Annotated in this window: 19 protein-coding genes and 1 tRNA gene; 5 read left to right on the top strand and 15 right to left on the bottom strand. The window is 34.7% G+C overall.

Annotated features, from left to right (window positions below; genetic code table 11):
- Positions 1-9 precede the first annotated feature (9 nt).
- On the top strand, positions 10-504 hold the full coding sequence (locus ACQ5J2_RS12960; protein WP_432670889.1) for a GNAT family N-acetyltransferase: 495 nt from the start codon (positions 10-12) through the stop codon (positions 502-504).
- Here ACQ5J2_RS12960 and ACQ5J2_RS12955 read toward each other — a convergent pair whose 3' ends face one another.
- Positions 505-1,074, bottom strand: a complete 570-nt coding sequence (locus tag ACQ5J2_RS12955; RefSeq protein WP_432670888.1) for a pentapeptide repeat-containing protein — start codon at positions 1,072-1,074, stop codon at positions 505-507. It lies immediately after the preceding gene.
- 112 nt (positions 1,075-1,186) lie between these two features.
- Between ACQ5J2_RS12955 and ACQ5J2_RS12950 the strand changes: the two genes are divergently transcribed.
- Both ACQ5J2_RS12950 and ACQ5J2_RS12945 read left to right on the top strand, forming a co-directional pair.
- On the top strand, positions 1,187-2,305 hold the full coding sequence (locus ACQ5J2_RS12950; protein WP_432670887.1) for a vWA domain-containing protein: 1,119 nt from the start codon (positions 1,187-1,189) through the stop codon (positions 2,303-2,305).
- Positions 2,306-2,448: 143 nt separating this feature from the next.
- Positions 2,449-3,912 carry an AAA family ATPase gene (locus ACQ5J2_RS12945; protein ID WP_432670886.1) on the top strand — a complete coding sequence of 488 codons (1,464 nt, stop codon included), beginning with the start codon at positions 2,449-2,451 and terminating at the stop codon, positions 3,910-3,912.
- A gap of 95 nt (positions 3,913-4,007) precedes the next feature.
- Here the strand turns inward: ACQ5J2_RS12945 and ACQ5J2_RS12940 are convergent, their stop codons facing one another.
- From ACQ5J2_RS12940 to dinB, 5 genes are all read right to left on the bottom strand, one after another.
- A complete protein-coding gene (locus ACQ5J2_RS12940; protein ID WP_432670885.1) occupies positions 4,008-4,787 on the bottom strand; it encodes a DUF6261 family protein in 780 nt (259 codons plus the stop codon).
- Between the two features lie 375 nt (positions 4,788-5,162).
- On the bottom strand, positions 5,163-6,122 hold the full coding sequence (locus tag ACQ5J2_RS12935; protein WP_432670884.1) for a lipid A deacylase LpxR family protein: 960 nt from the start codon (positions 6,120-6,122) through the stop codon (positions 5,163-5,165).
- Between the two features lie 95 nt (positions 6,123-6,217).
- On the bottom strand, positions 6,218-6,508 hold the full coding sequence (locus ACQ5J2_RS12930) for a hypothetical protein (RefSeq protein ID WP_432670883.1): 291 nt from the start codon (positions 6,506-6,508) through the stop codon (positions 6,218-6,220).
- A gap of 100 nt (positions 6,509-6,608) precedes the next feature.
- The gene (locus ACQ5J2_RS12925) at positions 6,609-9,665 is read right to left on the bottom strand and encodes a DNA polymerase III subunit alpha (RefSeq protein ID WP_432670882.1); all 3,057 of its coding nucleotides are present in this window, start codon (positions 9,663-9,665) and stop codon (positions 6,609-6,611) included.
- A 167-nt stretch (positions 9,666-9,832) separates the two neighbouring features.
- Positions 9,833-11,014: a DNA polymerase IV gene (dinB, locus tag ACQ5J2_RS12920; protein ID WP_432670881.1), complete on the bottom strand. Its 1,182-nt coding sequence runs from the start codon at positions 11,012-11,014 to the stop codon at positions 9,833-9,835.
- Positions 11,015-11,098: 84 nt separating this feature from the next.
- Between dinB and ACQ5J2_RS12915 the strand changes: the two genes are divergently transcribed.
- Together ACQ5J2_RS12915 and ACQ5J2_RS12910 are read left to right on the top strand one after the other, a co-directional pair.
- Positions 11,099-11,875 carry an XRE family transcriptional regulator gene (locus tag ACQ5J2_RS12915; RefSeq protein WP_432670880.1) on the top strand — a complete coding sequence of 259 codons (777 nt, stop codon included), beginning with the start codon at positions 11,099-11,101 and terminating at the stop codon, positions 11,873-11,875.
- The gene (locus ACQ5J2_RS12910; RefSeq protein ID WP_432670879.1) at positions 11,872-13,233 is read left to right on the top strand and encodes an exonuclease domain-containing protein; all 1,362 of its coding nucleotides are present in this window, start codon (positions 11,872-11,874) and stop codon (positions 13,231-13,233) included. Before ACQ5J2_RS12915 ends, ACQ5J2_RS12910 begins: the two co-directional genes overlap by 4 nt.
- Positions 13,234-13,357: 124 nt before the next feature.
- Here ACQ5J2_RS12910 and ACQ5J2_RS12905 read toward each other — a convergent pair.
- The 9 genes from ACQ5J2_RS12905 to gcvT form a co-directional block, all read right to left on the bottom strand.
- Positions 13,358-13,435: transfer RNA gene (locus ACQ5J2_RS12905), tRNA-Val, on the bottom strand.
- A gap of 60 nt (positions 13,436-13,495) precedes the next feature.
- A complete protein-coding gene (locus ACQ5J2_RS12900) occupies positions 13,496-13,870 on the bottom strand; it encodes a DUF4258 domain-containing protein (RefSeq protein ID WP_432670878.1) in 375 nt (124 codons plus the stop codon).
- A gap of 36 nt (positions 13,871-13,906) precedes the next feature.
- Positions 13,907-15,100, bottom strand: a complete 1,194-nt coding sequence (locus ACQ5J2_RS12895; RefSeq protein ID WP_432670877.1) for an alanine dehydrogenase — start codon at positions 15,098-15,100, stop codon at positions 13,907-13,909.
- A gap of 81 nt (positions 15,101-15,181) precedes the next feature.
- A complete protein-coding gene (gene tsaE, locus ACQ5J2_RS12890; RefSeq protein WP_432670876.1) occupies positions 15,182-15,595 on the bottom strand; it encodes a tRNA (adenosine(37)-N6)-threonylcarbamoyltransferase complex ATPase subunit type 1 TsaE in 414 nt (137 codons plus the stop codon).
- Positions 15,596-15,617: 22 nt separating this feature from the next.
- Entirely contained in the window at positions 15,618-17,171 is a 1,554-nt protein-coding gene (locus ACQ5J2_RS12885) for a response regulator (protein ID WP_432670875.1), read from the bottom strand.
- A 159-nt stretch (positions 17,172-17,330) separates the two neighbouring features.
- Positions 17,331-18,044, bottom strand: coding sequence for a YebC/PmpR family DNA-binding transcriptional regulator (locus ACQ5J2_RS12880; RefSeq protein WP_432670874.1), 714 nt, complete (start codon positions 18,042-18,044; stop codon positions 17,331-17,333).
- A 72-nt stretch (positions 18,045-18,116) separates the two neighbouring features.
- Positions 18,117-19,151, bottom strand: a complete 1,035-nt coding sequence (locus ACQ5J2_RS12875) for a hypothetical protein (RefSeq protein WP_432670873.1) — start codon at positions 19,149-19,151, stop codon at positions 18,117-18,119.
- A gap of 9 nt (positions 19,152-19,160) precedes the next feature.
- The gene (locus ACQ5J2_RS12870; protein ID WP_432670872.1) at positions 19,161-21,203 is read right to left on the bottom strand and encodes a carboxy terminal-processing peptidase; all 2,043 of its coding nucleotides are present in this window, start codon (positions 21,201-21,203) and stop codon (positions 19,161-19,163) included.
- A gap of 68 nt (positions 21,204-21,271) precedes the next feature.
- On the bottom strand, positions 21,272-22,357 hold the full coding sequence (gene gcvT / locus ACQ5J2_RS12865; RefSeq protein WP_432670871.1) for a glycine cleavage system aminomethyltransferase GcvT: 1,086 nt from the start codon (positions 22,355-22,357) through the stop codon (positions 21,272-21,274).
- Positions 22,358-22,432 lie beyond the last annotated feature (75 nt).

The following is a 22,432-nucleotide window of genomic DNA, read 5'->3' as shown; positions in this document are numbered from 1 at the left end:
AGCATTTTTATGATTGAAATTTTTCCGGCTACGGCTAAAGATTTATCGACTATTAAAAACTTGGCTCACGAAATTTGGCCTGCTACTTATGGTGCCATTTTATCTAAAAAACAATTGGACTACATGCTCGATTTGTTTTACAGTGAAAAAGCATTGCAGCAAAATATCACAGACAACCACAACTTTATTTTAATTCAAGAAAGCAATGAAATTCGAGGCTTTGCAGATTATGAATTAGCTTTTCAAAACGAGGCGATAACTCGAATTCACAAAATCTATCTATTGCCGAAAACACAAGGTAAAGGTTTAGGTAAAAAGTTGATTCAATACATTGAAAACAAAGCTTTAGAAGTTAATAGTCTAAAGTTATCATTGAATGTTAATCGATTCAATAAAGCAAAAGATTTCTATGAAAATCAAGGCTTTAAAATCGCCTTTGAAGAAGATGTAGTACTTGATTTTGGGTACCTGATGGAAGATTATAGAATGGAAAAAATGCTGTAATTATTCCACAATAATTTGATGATGTGAAAGCAATCCTTTGGCTCCTTCGAGTGAAAAGATTGCTTTTTTTATTTTCGTCTGTTTTGGATTTATAGTATAATTTGTGCTAGAACTGAAGTCTGATTTTTGAGCATTTGCTTCATCAAACTCCGCTCGATATAAATCGCATTTCGCAAAGGAAATTCCGGATACATCTGCTTTCATAAAATCAACGGCAATCAAACTGGAATTGTAAAAAGTACATTGCTTCAATTTTAATGCATACATTTTGGCAAAATCAAGGATGCAATCTTTAAAGTGCATTTGAAAAATAAGTTGGTCACACATTGCAAAATTTACTTCCTTAAATTGACACGAATTAAAGAATACAGTTCTAAATTTCACATGATTAATTTGTGCTTGACTGAAATTACAATTCGTAAAATTACAATCAATAAAAGTAAGGTCATGGAAATTACAAGCGCTGAAATCACAGTTGATAAAAGTGCAGGCTTCGAATTCAAAATGGTTCAATTCGTCAATTCGATAAACAATTTGGTTATATTCTTTGTCTAAAATGTAGTGTGACATGGGTATGATTTGCAATTTGGCGTAAAGCTACTCATTTCCACTGACTACTTTAACTAAACATTAATATTCGTTAGAATCCATTTTCTTGTGCGATAGTGTAATTTTATGCTATATGAAAACGAACAATAGAAAAGGGTTTAAATTCACTTCCTACACGGCGCCAAATTTATCACCATTTGATAAACTTTTTGAGATTTTCAAGGAAATAATTGTTCATACTTCGGGCGATTTTGAGGAAGCTACTGACTGGTTACGGGAATTGGATACAGAATACAAACTCACAACTCCAGAATATACCATCGACGATTTTGTCGACGATTTAAAAAAGAAAGGGTATATAAAAGAAGAAATCAAAGGCGACGGCACGTCGGGAACGGGATTGACGGCCAAAACCGAACGCATTATCCGACAGCAAGCCTTGAATCAAATCTTTGGAAACTTGAATAAAAGTGGTTCCGGAAACCACCGTACCAAGCAAAGTGGAGTAGGTGACGAACTTACAGGTGAGTTGCGCGAGTTTCAATTTGGCGACAGCCTAGAAACAATTTCACTAACGGAGAGTTTGAAAAACGCACAAATCAATAACGGCATGGATTCGTTCCAGATTACCGAAAACGATTTGATTGTAGAAGACTCACATTTCAAAGCGCAAATGAGTACGGTTTTGATGATTGACATCAGTCACAGTATGATTTTGTATGGCGAAGACCGTATTACTCCTGCCAAAAAAGTAGCGATGGCTCTTGCCGAATTAATCACAACACGTTACCCAAAAGATACACTGGACATCATTGTTTTTGGAAATGACGCCTGGTCAATTTCCTTGCGGGACGTTCCTTATTTGAATGTCGGACCGTATCATACCAATACAGTTGCGGGTTTACAGCTGGCGATGGATATTTTACGTCGAAAGCGAAATACAAACAAGCAAATCTTCATGATTACCGACGGAAAGCCAAGTTGCATTCGGGAAAAGGACGGTTCCTATTATATGAACAGCAACGGTCTTGACGAATATATCGTCGAAAAATGCTACAGTCAAGCGGCTCAGGCTCGAAAACTACACATCCCAATTACCACTTTTATGATTGCCAGCGACCCGTATTTGCAACGTTTTGTGAATGCATTTACCGAAGCCAATCAAGGGAAAGCATTCTATACCGGATTGCAAGGTTTGGGCGAAATGATTTTTCAAGATTACGAGACGAATCGGAAGAAGAGGGTGAAGTAAGTCTTCAGTTGTCAGTTGACAGTTTGAGAATTCTCTTGCGAATTAAATTTCAATTTCAATAAATTAGTTTAAATAAAATACAATTAAAAAACTTAGCGAACCTTGTGTAAAACTTTGTGCTCTTCGCGGTTAAAAAACAAAATATGAAAATAGAAAACATAAAAACATTCGGTGATTTAAAGAAATCAGGATACGAATCAAAAAGTATTAAAAACGAACTACGGGATAATTTAAAGAAAAGTATCTTGGCAGGAACTTCTGCTTTTCAGGGGATTCACGGATTTGAAAATACAGTAATTCCTGAATTGGAACGCGCTATTTTATCCCGACACAACATCAATTTGTTGGGACTTCGTGGTCAAGCCAAAACTAGATTGGCTCGAATGATGGTTAATCTTTTAGACGAATATATTCCGTTTGTGAAAGGCTCTGAAATAAACGACGACCCGTTTCATCCTATTTCTCGCTTTGCAAAAGATTTAATTGCCGAGCATGGTGACAAAACGCCGATAGAATGGCTGCACCGTGACGAGCGTTTCTTTGAAAAATTAGCCACGCCTGATGTAACAGTTGCCGATTTGATTGGAGATATTGACCCAATTAAGGCAGCCAACCTGAAACTTTCCTATGCAGACGACCGTGTGTTGCACTTTGGGATGATTCCGCGGGCTAATCGTTGCATTTTTGTGATTAATGAATTGCCTGATTTGCAAGCGCGAATTCAAGTGGCATTGTTCAATATTTTGCAGGAAGGCGACATTCAAATCAGAGGTTTCAAACTAAGAATGCCGCTCGATATGCAATTTGTTTTTACCGCAAATCCAGAAGATTATACCAATCGGGGGAGTATTGTAACGCCTTTAAAAGATAGAATTGGGTCGCAAATATTGACGCATTACCCGGAAAACATTGGCATTGCCAAAACAATTACGGAGCAAGAAGCAAAGTTGGATGCCAGACAGTCTGACTTAGTGCACGTGCCGGAATTGGCGAAAGATTTATTGGAACAAATCAGTTTTGAAGCCCGAGATAGCGAGTATGTGGATGCTAAAAGTGGCGTGAGCGCCCGAATGAGTATCACGGCTTTTGAAAACTTATTAAGTACCGCAGAACGCCGTGCTTTGATGAATAGAGAAGAGAAAACTACCGTTCGATTGTCTGATTTTATGGGAATTATTCCTTCTATTACCGGTAAAGTGGAGTTGGTTTATGAAGGCGAACAAGAGGGAGCTGCATTTGTAGCGCAAAATTTACTAGGAGCTTCAATCAAAACATTGTTTCCAGAGTATTTTCCGGCAATTGAAAAACTTTCACGACCTGATGCAAAAAACGAATATAGTGAAGTTGCCGACTGGTTTTTTAACGAAAGTGGTTTCGAATTATTAGACGACACAACCGACGAAGAATACAGAAAAATCCTTGACGGAATCAAACCATTGAATGATTTGGTTCAGAAATACCAGCCTTATTTAGTAGCTGAAGAGGCTTACTTCATGAAAGAATTTCTTTTATGGGGATTGGTAGAACATAAAAAGTTGAGCAAAGAACGCTCTGTTGACGGAACCGCTTTCAAGGATTTATTCGGAAGTTATATTAGTAAATTGTAACATAATTTTAGATTTAAATTAGAAAAACTCCGTTTGACTTTATAAGTTGAGCGGAGTTTTTTTATGTTTTATGTTTGCAAAATATAAATTATGATTTATTCCGCATCAAAATTTTCCTCTAAATCCGCTACAATTTCTAATTTCTTTTTCTGCAATTTTCTCTTTTCTAAAACGCCTTTTCGATGGGCGATAATGTCGGCAAAATAAGATCTACCATTATTCAAGACCTCGAGAGTAGTTATATAAAAAGGCGTTTTCTTGTGATTTGCCATCAAATGGATATAAGAGGCAAGTTTGCGGTAACTATCAAAAATAGTCATTCGCAAAGCATTAGTATTGTATTTTTCGGCAGATGCATTTTTGCTAGAACGGTTGTTAAACATTGTATTGAATGCTAGATTGGCTGTTTCTAAAGTGTCAATAACGGTAGTCAAATTAAGAGTAACCATTGCATTGTTCTTAGCACTTCTTACCTCAATAATAAAATTTTTGATGCTCAAACTCTTCGTTTCGTAGTTTTGAAAAGGAGTTTTTTTATACTTTCTTAGAATGACATTAATACGTTGATACGCTTCACTCACAAGGTCGTTTTCATCATATTCATAAATGCTATGGGCTCTTTTTACAACTGCAAATCGGCGGCGGCGGTTAATGTCAAGTAGTGTTAAAGCTGCACTTTCTGCCCGTGCTTTTATTTGTCTCAAAGCTTTTGTATAAGTGACCATTTGCAATTTTAAATCTGCAACTTCCGACTTTATAATGGCATCTTCGTCGGGATTAATTCCTGAATTTTCATAATTTTGGATAAAACGATTGATAAACTGACCCGATTCGAGAATTTGGAGTCTGACAATATTTATAGGATACAATTCCATACCATTTGTTTTAAGAATATAATCAAATTTATTAAAAAAAACAATTACTTAAATGAAAAAACAATTATTTTAATAAAAAATATTGAGGTTTTTGTTTGCCTAGAGTTTATTTTAAATAAAATCCTAAACTTTTTAGTTTAAAACAGTTTATTTGGAAAAAAATCCTAAGGTTTTTATTTTTCAACAGTTCATTTGGAATAAAATTCTGTGGTTTTTTTGTACCAATAGTTCACTTATAGTAAAATCCTACAGTTCTATAATAAAAATATCCTGCCGATGACAAATGCGTGCCAACGTTAAGGAAAAATCAAAAAGCATTTGATGAATTTAGAGCATCCTTAAAATGAAATGAATATAGGACTGTTTAAAATTACCTTAAAAAGTAAATCCAACTTTTATTCCGCCCCAACTTGCTGAAATTCCCGAGGCAAATTCTCTAGTAATATCGGTAGAAGTATATTCAAAATAGAGCGTTTTAGTTTGAATTATCAAGCCAAAACTGTGTTGACCTACGAGGCGTTCTATATCCGATGAGCCAATAGTATAAGGGCTTTTCCGATTGAACAGTCCGCCTTGTAATGTAGCATCATAGCCTACAAAGTTGACCTGCGGCTTAGAGTAAATATAGACTTGAAACCTGCGTTGATTCGTATTTAAAAACGGATTGTTAAACAGTCCAGCCATTGCTACTACACCCACGGATGCATTGGTGTTGAGTGTTCCCACATTGGCGGAAGCCTCATATTGAAGAGAAAAATAATGCGGAATTTCAAAGATTTCTTTTTGGTAAATTACTTCATAATTCAGAACTGCATCGTTTTTAATTTGGTTTTGCCATCCTTGCGGAATCGTGTTTCCGGTGGCTTCGTGAATGCCAACTTGCATTTCCTTGCCAAAAGCCCCCGGACCGATAAGCCCGAACCGAAGGGCAGAAATTAGGCGGGATTTCTTATCTTCATTCGTGTTGATTTTGAAACTTTTGAGCATTATTGCCGATGCAAAAGGGCGGTCTCCATACTGAACGTCTGGGCTTCCAATAGTAAAAGGCGTGTAGCCAATGTGGTCCAAACTCAAGCCGTATTGTTGGGAGGCATTGGCATCATTTAAAAGAAAAGTATTCAAAGGGTTTTTGCGCAAAGCATCTAGAACAATTTCAAAACTGTAGCCTTGGGTATAATTTTCATCGGTAGAGGTAAAATAATCATTGTCATAATGAAACCTGAAATAGGAGGTGTCGTTGATTTTATGGTAAGAAGAAAAGGCATCTACTTTTTGGGCAGTGGTATTAAAAGCAGTGCAAGCCGTAATAATGAATAGGAATAATTGGTTTTTCATACGTATAAGTACGAAAAAGAGTAGCTGGTGGTTTCATAAAAAAAGAGCAACAAATACGTTTATTTATTGCTCTTCAAGTTCTATTTTATAAAAATCTATACGGTTCCAGGACCTGAATTGTTGTGCGGTTGATCCTGCGAAGAATCGTGATTGGTAAACGCTTTATATTTTCGGTTACCGTGTTTTTCTTGAAAATGTCGGTCGTCTTTTCCTAATTGCGAACGATTATCGCCAGAAACATTCTCGTTGATTCCTGATAAATCATTTACGCCTAAATCTTGATTTCCGTTTTGCATTTCATTCCGTTCTTTTGCTTCTTGAAATTCTCTTTTTTCTTTTTCGATGTAGAATTCTTCGTTCAAGGGTTGGTTTTCTTTGGTACTCATAGCAATTTATTTTTTATATGATTAATAATTTTAAAGTTACATTACTTAGGATTGAAAATCAATAATTTTAATTTAATATTAGCATAGTACTTCAAAGTTTTTACCTGTTCATTTTATACCGCGGCAAATTAATTTCGTGTTCTTGAGGATACGGTTTTCGCTGTGTCATACTCACGTCTTCCTTGATTTGGCGTTGGGTTTCAAAGCGTTTTTCTTCCGTACTTGCGTATCGGGGGTCGGCAATAAATGGCATTTTTGCCATTTTGGAAATGGTTAGCGTGGGAAAATGATAATCCACTTCCACTTGACCTAATAATAAATAGCAACCGCCTCCTTGAAATGGATATTTTTGCAAACAATCGGCAAAATGAGCCGTGTCAAAAAAGTTGCCTTCCACATCAATCCAAGTGCCAAAAAACATGTCGCCTTTTTTAGTAGGAACATGTTTGCGAGAAATCAAGTAAGCCAGCATCTTTACGGTTTTCTTGTGGTATTGTAGTAAATCTTTTGACATTACATCGCCTCGATAACTCGTTTGCAACAAATTAAATGGCGTCACAGAAACCGAAAACGACAAGAGTTCAATTTCATCAAAAGCATCTTCAAAAACAGACCGCGGAAGAATCGGCATTTTGTATTCTTTAAGTGGTTCTTGAAGCAAAAGCCAATTCCTGTTTTGTGGTTTGAAATTCATTAAAATCATTCGTGCTGTAACTAATAATTCGCTTTTTGCTTTCCCTGTAAACCGAAAAGCACCAATCAGAATGAGGATTTGAATGGTTTCGATACCAATGGGAATGCGTTGTATGAACTCTTCAATTGATTGAAACAAACCAAATTCTTCCCGATTCTTCGCAATCAATAAAGCGGTTTTAGATTCCAAACTTTTCAAGTGTTGAAAGCCTAAATAAATATGTATACCACTCACTGTGGTTTGAAACTCACTTCTATTCACACATGGATTGTGAATTTTAGCACCCGACATTTTCGCTTCGTGAATGTAGACTTCCGTTCTATAAAAACCACCAAAATTATTAATTACAGCCGTCATAAATTCAATCGGGTAGTGGACTTTCAAGTACAAACTTTGGTAACTTTCCACAGCATACGAAGCCGAATGGGCTTTGCAAAACGAATAACCTGCGAACGATTCAATCTGTCGGTAAATTTCCTGACTTAATTCTACCGGATGTCCTTTTTGAGCACAACAAGCAAAAAAATTGTCTTTTACTTTTTGCAAAGCTTCCTTGGAACGCCCTTTTCCACTCATGGCACGCCGTAAAATATCGCCGTCAGAAGCAGGAACACCGGCATAATGCAACGCAATTTTAATCACGTCTTCTTGATAAACCATAATGCCGTAAGTTTCGCCGAGTTGTTCTTTGAAAACGTCGTGAAAATATTCAAATTTGTCCGGATGATTGTGCCTAAAAATATATTCTTTCATCATTCCCGATTGAGCAACTCCGGGACGAATTATCGAAGAAGCGGCAACTAAAACCTTATAATTATCACATTTCAACCGTCGTAACAAGCCTCTCATGGCCGGACTTTCGATGTAAAAACAACCAATGGTTCTGCCTTGACTTAAAAATGCGTTGCATTTTGCTTCGTCTTTTGAAATGGAAGTATCTCGAATGTCGACTTCAATATTTTGGTTTTTTCGAACTAATTTGACCGTGTCGTCAATGTGTCCAATGCCGCGTTGACTCAAAATATCAAACTTTTCAAAACCAATAGATTCCGCTACATGCATGTCAAATTGTACAATGGGAAAGCCTTTTGGAGGCATTTCTAAAGCCGAAAAATTCGTAATGGGTTCTTCTGAAATAATAATTCCACAAGAATGCATACTTCTTTGATTGGGATATTTTTCGAGCATCAAACCGTATTTTTGAACCTGTTGCACGACCGCATTTGTGGAATGTTTGCTCATCGGGTTTTTAGCCAAAGCATCCAATTCCTCTTTGGGTAAGCCAAATACTTTTCCTACTTCTCGAAAGATGGAACGGTACTTAAACTCGACATTCGTACCACAAAAAGCAACGTGTTCTGCTCCATATTTATTGAAAATATAATTCAAAATCGTATCGCGTTCTTGCCAAGACCAATCAATGTCAAAATCAGGTGGCGATTTTCGATTCAAATTCAAGAAACGTTCAAAATACAAGTCCAATTCTACGGGACAAATGTCTGTAATTCTCAAACAATAGGCGATAATACTATTGGCGCCACTTCCACGTCCAATGTGCAAAAAACCTTGACTCATGCTGTATTGCACAATATCCCAAGTAATTAAAAAGTAGCCACTAAATTCTAATTCAGTAATGACTTTCAACTCTTTTTCGACTCTTGCTTTGGCAACTGCATTATTTTCTCCGTAACGCCAAATTAGACCTTCATAAGCCAATTTAGTCAGTAATTTCATATCAGATTTTCGGTCTTTGGTATAAAATTTTTTGTTTTTAGGCGTGTTGAAATCGTATTCAAAATTACATTCGGCAATAATGCGTTCTGTATTGTTGATAATCTGTTGATAATCTTCAAATTTCCGCATTAAATCTTCCAAAGGAATCATGACTTCGGTGGTTTTGCAATAATCGGCTTCCGTCAATTTTGAACCAATTACGTTTTTTTCAATCGCTCGAAGTATTTTGTGCAAGTTGTATTCTTTCTTATTTCTAAAAGTAACAGGTTGCAAAACCACCATTTTAGGAATCAAAAACTTCCATTTTGGATTGTACAACTTTGGTAATTCTTCCGGTCGAATACCTATAAATTCATTTTCATTTAAAACATTCGGACAATTTTCTAACGGATAAATTACGAATACATCCTTAAAATTTGGAGCTTGAGGTAGGAGTGGAGCGGTTCCAAAATTATGTTGCGTAATCGTCCGATTCATTTCTGCAATTCCGTTTTGGTTTTTGGCCAAGCCAATGTAAAGCAGGTCATTTTCCGTTCGAAATTCAATGCCAACTAATGGTTTTATTTGATATTTCTCACACAGTTTCACAAAATCATAAATGCCTGTTACGGTATTAATATCGGTCAATGCCATGGCTTTTATTCCACACAAATGCGCTTGTTCGACCAAATCCGTAAGTGGAATTGTGCCGTAACGCAAGGAATGAAAGGAATGACAATTTAAGTACATTTTTAGTTTAATTATTTTTCTTAAATAAATGTATTACAGTAATTTGAAATTCATTACTTAAACTTAAATAAATATCTTCTGATATTTTATTTTGCCTCGCCAAAGACGCCAAGACGCAAAGTCTAAGTTGTTTTTCTTTGCGACTTTGCAAGCCTATTTTTAAATAATTATCCAATTAGTTTTTCCTCCATATTTTCTGTTTTAGATTTCAAATTTGTTCCTGCACAACGGCTTACGGCATTGGTTCCAAAACGATTTCTGATTTTGTCCATTGCTTGATACAACGCCATCATTTCGACGGTGTCTTCAAACATATTGATTTGATAAGTCCCGCGTGCCAATCCGCTGAAACGAACGCCAATTAACCGAATCCGCATCCGTCGGTTGTATAATTTATCGAATAATTCCAACACATATTTAATCAAAGTATGGTCGCAAGAAGTGTACGGAATTTTCAATTGTTTGGGTTCCGTATCGAAATTTGCGTACCTAATTTTCACTACCACAACCGACGGAAGCCATTGTTCTTGTCGCAATTGATAAGCGAGTCGTTCCACCATACTTATCAGTAAAGATTTTACTTTAACCAAATCAATTGTGTCTTGCAAAAACGTGTGTTCTTTAGAAATTGATTTTCGTTCTACATAAGGTTGAACGGGCGTGTTGTCAATTCCATTTGCTTTTTTCCACAATTCAAGACCGATTTTGCCAAACAAACTTTGCATATACACTTGTGGCATTCCCGATAGATTTTCGATATTTCGAATACCTAATTGCGACAGCGATTTAAAATTTTGGTCTCCAATTCCAGGTATTTTCCGAATCGAAAGCGGATTGAGAAACGGCTTTACATTGTTTTGAAGAATTTCAAGATTGCCTCTCGGTTTTCCTTCGCCTGTAGCGATTTTCGATACAGTTTTATTCACTGATAAGGCAAAACTAATAGGAAGTCCGGTTTCTTTGGTGATTTTTTTCGAAAGCTCGTTGGTCCATTTATAACAGCCGTGAAATTTATCCATTCCGGTGATGTCGAGGTAAAATTCGTCAATGCTTGCTTTTTCTACAATGGGTGCTTTTTCTTCGATGATTTCTGTAACTGTATTGGACAAATTGGAAAACAATTCCATATCACCTTTAATCACTTTTGCTTGTGGACAAAGTTGGAGCGCCATCTTAATGGGCATTGCCGAACGAACGCCAAAATACCGTGCTTCATACGAACACGAAGCCACAACACCTCGGTCTCCGCCTCCTACAATCAAAGGCATTCCTTCTAATTGTGGGTTTTTAAGCTTGACGCAAGACACAAAAAAAGCATCTAAATCCATGTGGACGATTGCACGATTCATTTCTATTATTTAGTAAACGCAAAATTAGCACAGATAATAACATTTTTTAGTATATTTGCTGTTCCAATTTATAACAACTTTGCAATGTCTTTATTTTCAGATAACATACGATCACTTCGAGTCAAGCACCAAGTGTCTCAAGAAAAATTGGCAGAAAAATTGTCGATTACACGAGGTAGGTACGTGAAATATGAAGACGGTACTTCCGAAGCTCCTTACGATATACTCAAAAGGATTGCTCAATATTACCAATTAAGTATTGATATTTTGCTTTCTGTTGATGTTCGTAAAATTGAAGTGGATAAGTTATTGCAATTAGAAAATAATAGATTAATACTTCCTATTCAAGTAGATAATTCAGGCGAAAATGTAATTGAAGTAGTTACCCAAAAGGCAAAAGCAGGCTATTTGAATGGTTATGCAGACCCAGAATACATTGAACAACTGCAGCAGATTTCGTTGCCTTTTTTAGGACTGGGAAAATATCGTGGTTTTCCTGTAGAGGGAGATTCTATGCCACCACATCAAGATGGCGATATTATTGTAGGCCGTTATGTGGAACAACTAGGAGAGGTTCTTTCAGGTAAAACCTATATTGTAATTACTAGAAATGAGGGAGTTGTTTATAAGCGATTGAATAAACAAATCAATAATAAACTAAAAGTTTCATCTGATAATTTTTTCTATCCACCTTATGAAATTAAAGCATCACATATCCTTGAAATTTGGGAATACCAATGCAGTATTTCTCGAAGTGATGCTCAAACAGAAGCATTGGAAAGTTCAACTATAAAAAATATGTTTTATGAACTGAAAAATGAAATTAATGATTTAAAAAGAAGTGTACAAGTCAATAAATGAAAAATCAAGAATACGCAATTGTAGATATTGAAACAACAGGAGGAAATGCAACACATAGTAAAATTACAGAAATTGCAATCATAATTTATAATGGAGAACAAATAATTGACCGTTGGGAATCATTGGTAAATCCAGAAAAAGAGATTCCGCCCGCTATTTTTGCATTAACGGGAATTAATAATGAAATGGTTTCTAATGCACCAATATTTGAAGCCATATCCGATAAAGTTTTAGAAATGCTAACCGATCGAATATTTGTCGCCCATAACGTCAATTTTGATTATTCTTTTGTTCGCCATGAACTTGAAAATGCCAATTTAAAATGGACGGCAAAAAAACTGTGTACGGTTCGAGCCGCTCGAAAAATAAAACCCGGATTAGCTTCTTATAGTTTAGGGAGGCTTTGTAATTCATTAGATATAAGTTTAGAAAACCGACATCGTGCAGGAGGAGATGCTGATGCAACCACCCTATTGCTTTCTAAATTATTGGAATGGGATACCAATGGAGAAATCGAAAAGATGATTAAGAAATCAGCACCCGATCAACGACTTCCGCCCAATCTTCCGCCCGATGATTTTACACAATTACCTGAAAAACCCGGAGTGTATTATTTTTATAATGAGTTCAAAAAAGTAATTTATGTGGGTAAGGCAATTAATTTAAAAAAGCGGGTTGCATCTCATTTTAGTGGACATAAAATAACGCCACAAAGACAAAATTTCTTACGAGACATTTATGCAATTAGCTTTGAAATTTGTGCTACAGAATTGATAGCTCTCATCCTTGAATGTAGCGAAATTAAACATTTATGGCCCGAATATAACCGAGCCTTAAAAAAGTTTGAAGCTAAATTTGGACTCTTTGAATATGAAGCAAGAAATGGATATAAATATTTGGCAGTGGGTAAAATAGTAAAGAATCAAAAATGCATCGAAACTTTTGGCTCTATTTACCAAGCAACAAATGTACTGCGTGAACTTGCGGAACAATTTGAAATCGATTACCGCTTTTGTAAATATGGAACAGGAGGAACTGAAGAAACACAATATCAACCTACTATATTTGATTTACCTGAAAAGGACAGTCATAACGAACAGTTAGAAAACGCTATAGAATTTTATATAAAAAGCAGGCCAACATATGCCATAATAGATAAGGGAAGAACACAGGAAGAAATAAGTTGTATTTATGTAGAAAACGGACATTTATACGGAATTGGATATATTCCAAAAGATATAACAATTTTAGATTTATCAGAAGCTAAAAACCACATAGAACGTTATAAGTCCAATCAATACTTGGTACAACTTATTGATAGTTTTTCGCAAAAAAATCCGACTAAACTCCGTCAATAAATTAGAAATGCAATTGTTGAATATAAATTTAAAAGGTTATCCTTTTCATTATATTCCTATCGAGAAAAGCTCCAACACAATTTTTTATATCAAAAAAAAACTCCAACATTTCTGTTGAAGTTTTTGGTGGGCGATGAGGGGTTCGAACCCCCGACCCCCTCGGTGTAAACGAGGTGCTCTGAACCAGCTGAGCTAATCGCCCTTATTTGGAGTGCAAATATACAATACCATTTGATATTTGCAACAGGTTTTTATAAATAAATTACTCTTTTATAATATCTTTCAAAAGCACTTTATCTGAATAGTTGATAACTTCAAGAGTAATGGCTTCATCTTTAGAATTTTTGCCCTCAATCACATATAATTTTCCACTTCCCGTAGGAATATTACTTTTGTTGAAAATAACATCGCCGTACGTTAAAGTTCTTCGGATATCACTAGTGTCTACCCATTTTTGAGTCAGTTTTTCTTTTGATTCATCAGAATAATGAAAAGGTTTATTGCGAATATCTTTCAACACACGTGCATTTGGAAAGTAACTGCAACTCATGTCTTTTCCACTTAAAAACATAAATAAAAAGACCATCCCTATCATAAGTCCGAAAGCATAATAGGCAAAACGTTGGTAAAATTTCATGAATTATTTTTTTTGCAAAGTTACGCTAAAGAAACTTTAAAAAACAATTAAATTGATGTCACTATTGGATAATCCAAACCATTCCCCAATGGCTTTGTTGGTCAAAATTCCGTGGTAAAAATAGACACCATTTTTAAGTCCATAGTTGCAACGAATGGCACTTTCAATACCACCGTCTTCAGCAATTTGAAGTAAATAAGGAGTAAGAATGTTACTTATAGAAAGCGATGCAGTTTTAGAATACCGCGACGGAATATTGGGTACACAATAATGAATTACGTCGTGTTTTACAAAAGTTGGATTTTGATGTGAAGTTACTTCGGAAGTTTCAAAACAACCTCCGGTATCAATACTAACGTCAACAATAACAGCTCCTTTTTTCATGTTTTCTACCATTGTTTCATTTACAATAATAGGACAACGTTCCTTGCCACGCATCGCTCCAATAGCGACATCACAACGTCTCAAAGCTTTTAGTAGTGATTTTGGTTGGATAGTAGAAGTAAAAATTCGTTGATTCAGCTGGTTTTGTAAACGACGCAATTTTACGATGGAGTTGTCAAAAACCTTTACACTTGCTCCAAGACCAATAGCTGTTTTAGCTGCGAATTCACCAACAGTTCCCGCTCCAATAATGACCACTTCTGTAGGAGGTACACCGGTTATATTACCAAAGAGCAAGCCCTTTCCACATTGACTGTTAATCATCAATTCAGAGGCAATTAGGATTGAAGCGGTTCCAGCAATTTCGCTCAAAGACTTTACAGCAGGGTACGTTCCATCGTCGTCTTTGATGAATTCGAATGCTAGTGCAGTAATTTTTTTCTTATTTAAAGCTTGAAAATAGTCAGCTTTGCGGGTTTTTAATTGGATGGCTGAAATTAAAATGGTTTGCGGGTTCATCATCTCAATTTCAGATAGAGTAGGAGGTTCTACTTTTAATAAAATAGGACAACCGTACACTTTCTTGGTGTCTTTTGTTACTTCCGCACCTGCTTCACTGTATTCTTTGTCGGAATAACTCGAACTTTCTCCAGCTCCCGATTCAATCATAACGCGATGTCCATGATAAATCAACGAATTAACGGCATCAGGTGTAAGACAAATTCGGCGTTCTTGAAAAGAGGTTTCTTTTGGGATTCCTATAAATAGCTCGCTCTTATGACGTTGCACTTCTAGTTTTTCTTCCTGCGGAATGAGTTGTTGCTTGGTAAAAGGAGATAATGACATACAATTCAAATTATAAAGCCACTAATTTACAAAAAAAAGAAGTCGCGTAATCTTTTATAGTTACAATTATAAGCGATAGCACTAAAAATTTGTCAAAACCAGATGACGATTGCCGTCTGGCATTGTTTTCAAATCAATAACGCTATATTCGTCGGGAATTAATGAAGGAATTTTCTCAGCCCATTCAATAAAATTCCATGCTCCAGAATATAAGTATTCATCCATTCCCATATCATAGGCTTCACTTTCACTTTTAAGTCGATAAACATCAAAATGATAAACTTGGTCTCCATTCTCGGTATGGTATTCATTCACCAATGAAAATGTGGGACTACTAGTAGCTTCATTAACGCCTACAGCTGCACAAAGTGCTTTAATAAACGTCGTTTTTCCAACACCCATTTCGCCATTAAATAAAATAACTTTGTTGGGATTAGCAGCTAAAACTTTTTTTGCTACTTCATTAATCTCTTTAATTGAAAACGCTAACTCCATTAAAATAAATGCTATATAATTATTATCTAGGCTGAAAAACTAAAAAGGGAACAATCATTTCTTCTAATGAAATTCCGCCATGTTGATATGTGTTTCGATAATAACTCGCATAATGGTTGTAGTTGTTTACGTACGCTAAAAAGTTATCATTTTTTGCAAAAATAAACGAACTACTCATGTTGATTGTTGGTAATCCTATTGATTTAGGTTCTTTTACAGCATATACATCTTTGTCTTCAAAGGTCAAGCTTCGACCGGTTTTGTAACGCAAATTAAGACTTGTGTTTTTATCACCAATCACTTTTGAAGGATTTTTCACATTAATAGTTCCATGATCTGTGGTAATAATCAGTTTGAAATTCAACTTTTGTGCTTGCTGAATGATTTCCAGCAAAGGAGAATTTTTAAACCAACTTAAAGTCAAAGAACGATACGCTTTATCATCTGAAGCCAATTCTTTTACAACATCCATCTCGGTTTTAGCATGCGACAACATATCTACAAAGTTGTAAACAATAGTTACTAAATCATTGCCTTTTAATCCTTTGAAGTTTTCGGCTAATTTTTTCCCACTTGTTAAGTTGGTAATTTTAAAATAATCTTGCTTAATGTTCAAGCCTAAACGTTTCAAGTGTTCCGTAAGAAATTCAGCTTCAAATAAATTTTTTCCGCCTTCATCAACATCATTTCTCCAATATTGAGGGAATTTTTTCTCCATTTCAATTGGTAAAAGACCTGAAAATATAGCATTTCTCGCATATTGTGTTGCCGTTGGTAAAATGGCATAATAAGGAACTTCTTTCTCAAGTTTATAGTGATTATTGACTACACTTTCAAAAACTTTCCATTGATCATAACGTAAATTATCAATAACTACGAACAAAACCGGTTTGTCTTTTTTTACCAATTCCGGAACTACTAATTCACGGAATAAAGTGTGTGACTGAACAGGTTTATCCGCTTTTGGGCTAAACCAATCTTCGTAATTTCGTTCAATGAATTTTCCAAATTGCGAATTGGCTTCCACTTTTTGAGACTCTAAAATAGCAATCATACCTGGGTCATCGATATTTTCCAATTCGATTTCCCAATAAATCAGTTTTTTATACAATTCCGTCCAATCTTCGTAAGAGTTTACCATCGATAAATCCATTGCAATTTTGCGAAATTCCTTTTGATAATCCAAAGTGGTTTTTGAAGAAATCAAACGCGAATGATCCAAATTCTTCTTCAAACTCAATAAAATTTGATTTGGATTTACAGGTTTTATCAGGTAATCGGCAATTTTAGAACCAATTGCTTCTTCCATAATGTATTCTTCCTCACTTTTTGTAATCATGATTACAGGAGTAGAAGATTTTTTTTCTTTAATTTCCTGAAGTGTTTCCAATCCACTCATTCCAGGCATATTTTCATCCAAAAAAACAATGTCAAAATCTCCTTCTTCAAATATATCCACAGCATCACGACCGTTATTGCAGGTCGTTACGTGGTAATTTTTCTTTTCTAAAAACAATATATGTGGTTTGAGTAAATCAATTTCGTCGTCTACCCAAAGTATTTTTATCTGAATCATTTCGCTTTTTATTTAAGTACTAAAGTAACGCAATTTAATATTTAATGATTGTGTTAATTCTTAATATTTTTGTAAACTTTAGAAAGCATTACAAACCTTCTTAAAATAGAAAACTCCCAAAAAATGGGAGTCTTCAAATATACTATTTCGATTTGAAAGCTATTCTTGCATGGTATGATACACATTTTGAACATCTTCATCCTCTTCAATTTTCTCTAATAGTTTTTCAACATCAGCAACTTCAGCTTCCGATAATTCTTTTGTAATCTGTGGAATACGCTCAAATCCAGAAGATAAAATTTCGATATTTCTAATTTCTAATTCCTTTTGAATTGCACCAAAACTTTCAAATGGAGCATAAATTAAAATTCCATCTTCTTCATCTGCAAAAATTTCTTCGGCACCAAAATCAATAAATTCTAATTCCATTTCTTCAACATCAATTCCATCTGCTGGAATTCGGAAGTTACAAGTGTGGTCAAACATAAATTCAACTGATCCTTGAGTTCCCATTGTTCCGTTGCATTTATTGAAATAACTTCTAATATTGGCCACAGTACGGTTATTATTATCAGTTGCTGTTTCAATCAAAAGTGCAATTCCGTGTGGTGCATATCCTTCAAATAATACTTCCTTATAATTCGCTGTATCTTTATCAGTAGCTTTTTTAATCGCACGTTCTACGTTTTCTTTCGGCATATTCGCCGATTTTGCATTTTGAATTACGGCACGAAGACGGGAATTGGCTTCAGGATTTGGACCTCCTTCTTTTACCGCCATAACGATGTCTTTTCCAATTCTAGTAAATGCTTTAGCCATTGCTGACCAACGTTTCATTTTTCTACCTTTTCTAAATTCAAAAGCTCTTCCCATTTCTTAAAATAATTTTAATACTGCAAAAATAAAACATCCATTATTGAAATCAAGTCTTTTTTACAAAAAATATTAATCCTTTGGAACATGCTTTGAAACAAAACTATCACTAGAATTATTCCAGTAAGCTACCGCTAAACTTTTATCAGCATTAAATTTTGCGTTCAATTTATTATAAGTACCAATTTCTTTATTTACCTCGTTTACCAATTTATTGAAAGCATCAACTTCTTCTTTCGTTCTGTTTTTTGGTGATTTATTGTTCATTGCAGTGCTACTTTCTTGCATTTTTTCATTCAACATCAAAAAAGAGATGATTTTAGGAGCTAATTCAACCGCTTCTTTTTGATAAAATTCCATTGCTTTTTTAGTCGCATTTACTAATAAAGGGTCGTTTTTATACGTTTTAAACATTTTTAATTTAGTCAATCCTTCTTCGGCAAATTGCTGTAAAGCCGTTGCGTTTTGCTGAATAGCACTTAAATCTTTCTCTTGAGTTGCTTTCATCAAATTATAATCTGTGATATTTGCTTTGAAAAAAATCAAATACAATTCTGTTTGATTGTCAAAAACTTCATTGGAAATTTTCATTTTTTCAGAAAGTGCTGATTTGCTTTCAGAAATTTGAACGCCGTACTTATTAGCAAATATTTTTTGATTCGCATTCAGCTGATCCATTTCTGCATTTATTTTTTCATTAACCAGTTCCCGAGCCAAAATATACGCTTCCATAAAATCATAAGATTGTTCTGCCACTTCTTGCATATCAATAATTTTGTCATATTCTTGATTGATGTGATTTTCCGAAATGTCCAGATAAGCAATCATTTGGTCGCGGTATTCTACGTCGCCTTTGTAACCGTCTTTCAAATTTTCTATTTTCTTTTTAGAATTTTGGATGCTTTTAACCAAATTTTTTCGAGTGTTGTCAATTTTTCTGGCACTTTTACTATGTGCGACTGCTAAAGTATATTTCCAAGTGCTTTGTGAAATAAGATCAGATTCTTTAGACATAAATTCCAAATAGTCTAGAGGCGTTTTAAATTCTTGAGCAAAACCAGAATTTAATGTAAATAATACTAATAAAGTAGAAATGGTTAATTTCATAATTTCAATTTAGAGTTTTGTTTTTTTATAGTCATTAATAATATTTACGGCTTCCTCAATATAAGGATTGGATTTTACATCTTTGATTTTAAAAGCATTAATTTCTTTTTTGAATTCGTCGTAAGCGAGTTTTTGAAGATCATAGCTGTTGTTTTTAATGGTACATTCCGTTTCTTCCGTCGTTAAAATTTTAACGTTTTCCCACAACTTATCCGTTTCATGAGTTGCTTCAAAAACTTCTGGAAAGCGCAAACGAATTGGTTTTCTTTGGCTGTTATAAACCGCATTTATTTCTTGATTGATATTTTTAATTGATTTAAAGCGCGTGTTATTTTCAATTCTATTTTTACTTGAAGTCAAAACCTGTTCGTCAAAAATTTTTGATAAAGCTGTAAATCGGGTATTTGTTTTAATTACATCATAAGGAAGTGCGGAAGCAAAACTATTTTCCCTTTTTATCAGACTGTCAAATAAAATGGGCATGAAAACATCTGGAATTATCCCTTTGATTTGATGACTATCACCTGAAATTCTGTAAAATTTTTCAATGGTTAATTTCAAAAAGTCTTTCGTATTGTTTTCTTCTAAAGGAAGAATGGCTTGCATGGAAGCTTTTCCTAAGGAAGTAGAGCCAACAATCAATGCGCGGTTGTAATCTTGCAGTGCCGCTGCAAAAAACTCGCTTGCTGAAGCAGAATTTCCATTCATGAGAATAATCATAGGTCCATCATAAACGACACCACGGTTAAAATCTTTTAGTATATTCTGGTTGTGAAATTGGTTTACTAAAACCGAAACGGGACCTATATTAATAAACATTCCCGCTAATTTGATTGCTTCAGCCATCGAACCGCCACCATTATTTTGCAAATCAATTACGAGTCCTTCAATATTATCTTTTTTTAATTTGATAATTTCTTTGGCAACATCATCCGCACAACCTTTTACTGTATTGTGTTCAAAATCAGAATAGAAATTAGGAATTTTAATGTAGCCCACCTTTATATCTTTTTCAACTACAAAGCTATAAACAGCATTATTGGTTGATTTCATTACTTTCTTTTTCAGTAAAACAGTAAGAGTGGTACCATTGATTTTGCGAAGCGTTAAACCAATTTCTGTATTCGTGTCTGAAAAAATCAAATCCCCAATTGTTTCTAACGAAGAACACGAAACCTCGTATTCAGTGCCGTTGTTAGTACTCACTTTCGTGATAATATCATCAATTTCTATCTTCGGATTCTTAGAAGCTGGACCTCCAGGGACAATTTCTTGAATAACGATTTCTTCATTTTCGTTTAAACTTACTTCAATTCCAAGAGATAAATTACTTACTGAAAGTCCTGACATAAAGTTCGATTTCGACTCGGCTGAAAAATAATTGGAATGTGGGTCGAAATAAGTACAAAATGCATTGAGAAAATCGGTTTTCACTTTTTCTTTTACTTGAAAATCGTTTTCTAAAAGCGCATTCACCTTGCATAAATTAGAATCTAAAATTTTCTTTTTCGCAATTTTTTCAAGTGTATTAAAATTTTTATATAATGAATCGGAATTGGTACTTAATTTAGAAATATCTTCAAGAATATCATACCGAATTAGTTTGGTCCAAACCTTTTCAAAAGCATTGCTTTCAACATCAAAAGCAATTTTTTGTCTAGTAAAACGCACGCTGTCCTTTGTGTTGTAATCAAAAGTAGCTAGTTGAAGTTTAGTCAGCACGGTTCGTTTTCGTTGTAAAGCATTTCTATAAGTGAAAATAAACTCATCAATAAAACCGCATTGTTTTTCAGAAATATAGTTGTCTAATAGCAAACGGTGTTTAGAAAGGTTTTCAAAATCTGTTTTGGAAAAAATATTTCTACCACTGTCTAATTCGTCCATCAAATTTTCAAACACAAAAACCGATAAACTATCGTCTATCGGTTTTGGTTGAAAATGATTTTTTTCTATAACAGCACTTACTTTAGAAATAGTTTGGCACACATTCTCACTCTTTTGGGCGAAAAGCAAACTAGGCAATACTAAAAAGGCAAATGCTAGATTTTTCATATTTGTTCACGTTTCTCGCACCAAAATACAACAAAAAACGTATCGTATGAAAAGTTGTTTAAAAATTCTTACTCTTTTTTATAAAAAGGTAATTTTACTACTTTAGCAAGAACATCGTTTTTTCTAATTCGGATGTAAATTTCACTGTCAGGCGTTGTAAAAGCTGAAGTAACATACCCTAAACCAATTCCTTTATTCAAAGATGGCGCCATGGTTCCCGAAGTTACAATTCCAATTGTATTTCCATCTTTATCAACAATTTCATAATCTTGACGGGGAACTCCACGGTCGATTAATTCAAAACCAACTAATTTTCGAGCAGTTCCTAATTCTTTTTCAACTTTCAATTTTTCAGAATTTACAAATTCCTTTGTGAATTTTGTAATCCATCCCAATCCCGCTTCAAGAGGAGAAGTAGTATCATTAATGTCATTTCCGTACAAACAGAATCCCATTTCCAATCGCAAAGTATCTCTTGCAGCAAGTCCAATTGGTTTAATACCGTAAAACGCTCCAGCTTCAAAAACTTTCATCCAAATACGTTCTACATCATCGTTTTTGCAATAAATCTCAAATCCACCTGAACCTGTATAACCTGTAGCAGAAATAATAACATCTTCAACTCCTGCAAAAGTTCCAACTTCAAAATGATAGTATTTAATTGCGGATAAATCTACGGAAGTCAGTGATTGCATTGCTTCGATGGCTTTTGGACCTTGAATAGCAAGTAAACTATATTCGTCTGAAAGGTTTTTCATTTCAGCATTTACGTCGTTATGAGAAAAAATCCAGTCCCAATCTTTTTCAATATTCGAAGCATTTACAACTAGTAAATATTCCTCTTCTTTCATTTTGTAAATAATCAAATCATCTACAATTCCACCATTGTCATTAGGCAAACAAGAATATTGAGCACGACCAACTGTTAGTGCTGAAGCGTCATTTGTTGTCACTTTTTGAATTAAAGCCAAAGCATTTGGACCAGAGATAAAAAATTCTCCCATGTGCGAAACGTCAAAAACGCCAACAGCTTTTCGAACTGTTTCGTGTTCCGCATTTACTCCTTCGTATAAAATAGGCATATTGTATCCTGCAAATGGAAGTATTTTCGCTCCTAAACTTTCATGTATGTGACTTAAAGCTGTATTTTTCATGTCGTGTTTGTGGTTTATTTTAGACCGCTAATTTATTGATTATTTTGAGGTTTAGAAAACTTTTCCTATCTTAAT

Source organism: Flavobacterium sp. SM2513, assembly GCF_050908145.1.
Taxonomy (GTDB): Bacteria; Bacteroidota; Bacteroidia; order Flavobacteriales; family Flavobacteriaceae; genus Flavobacterium.
Note: the sequence above shows the minus strand (reverse complement) of the source record. Positions and strands in the feature narration are given on the sequence as shown.

Coding starts and splice junctions, on each gene's coding strand:
- gcvT (WP_432670871.1), bottom strand. CDS start 22,357: ATGAAAAATACAGCTTTAAGTCACATACATGAAAGTTTAGGAGCGAAA.
- ACQ5J2_RS12930 (WP_432670883.1), bottom strand. CDS start 6,508: ATGAGTACCAAAGAAAACCAACCCTTGAACGAAGAATTCTACATCGAA.
- dinB (WP_432670881.1), bottom strand. CDS start 11,014: ATGAATCGTGCAATCGTCCACATGGATTTAGATGCTTTTTTTGTGTCT.
- ACQ5J2_RS12960 (WP_432670889.1), top strand. CDS start 10: ATGATTGAAATTTTTCCGGCTACGGCTAAAGATTTATCGACTATTAAA.
- ACQ5J2_RS12875 (WP_432670873.1), bottom strand. CDS start 19,151: ATGAAATTAACCATTTCTACTTTATTAGTATTATTTACATTAAATTCT.
- ACQ5J2_RS12955 (WP_432670888.1), bottom strand. CDS start 1,074: ATGTCACACTACATTTTAGACAAAGAATATAACCAAATTGTTTATCGA.
- ACQ5J2_RS12940 (WP_432670885.1), bottom strand. CDS start 4,787: ATGGAATTGTATCCTATAAATATTGTCAGACTCCAAATTCTCGAATCG.
- ACQ5J2_RS12885 (WP_432670875.1), bottom strand. CDS start 17,171: ATGATTCAGATAAAAATACTTTGGGTAGACGACGAAATTGATTTACTC.
- ACQ5J2_RS12945 (WP_432670886.1), top strand. CDS start 2,449: ATGAAAATAGAAAACATAAAAACATTCGGTGATTTAAAGAAATCAGGA.
- ACQ5J2_RS12910 (WP_432670879.1), top strand. CDS start 11,872: ATGAAAAATCAAGAATACGCAATTGTAGATATTGAAACAACAGGAGGA.
- ACQ5J2_RS12950 (WP_432670887.1), top strand. CDS start 1,187: ATGAAAACGAACAATAGAAAAGGGTTTAAATTCACTTCCTACACGGCG.
- ACQ5J2_RS12880 (WP_432670874.1), bottom strand. CDS start 18,044: ATGGGAAGAGCTTTTGAATTTAGAAAAGGTAGAAAAATGAAACGTTGG.
- ACQ5J2_RS12870 (WP_432670872.1), bottom strand. CDS start 21,203: ATGAAAAATCTAGCATTTGCCTTTTTAGTATTGCCTAGTTTGCTTTTC.
- ACQ5J2_RS12925 (WP_432670882.1), bottom strand. CDS start 9,665: ATGTACTTAAATTGTCATTCCTTTCATTCCTTGCGTTACGGCACAATT.
- tsaE (WP_432670876.1), bottom strand. CDS start 15,595: ATGGAGTTAGCGTTTTCAATTAAAGAGATTAATGAAGTAGCAAAAAAA.
- ACQ5J2_RS12900 (WP_432670878.1), bottom strand. CDS start 13,870: ATGAAATTTTACCAACGTTTTGCCTATTATGCTTTCGGACTTATGATA.
- ACQ5J2_RS12895 (WP_432670877.1), bottom strand. CDS start 15,100: ATGTCATTATCTCCTTTTACCAAGCAACAACTCATTCCGCAGGAAGAA.
- ACQ5J2_RS12915 (WP_432670880.1), top strand. CDS start 11,099: ATGTCTTTATTTTCAGATAACATACGATCACTTCGAGTCAAGCACCAA.
- ACQ5J2_RS12935 (WP_432670884.1), bottom strand. CDS start 6,122: ATGAAAAACCAATTATTCCTATTCATTATTACGGCTTGCACTGCTTTT.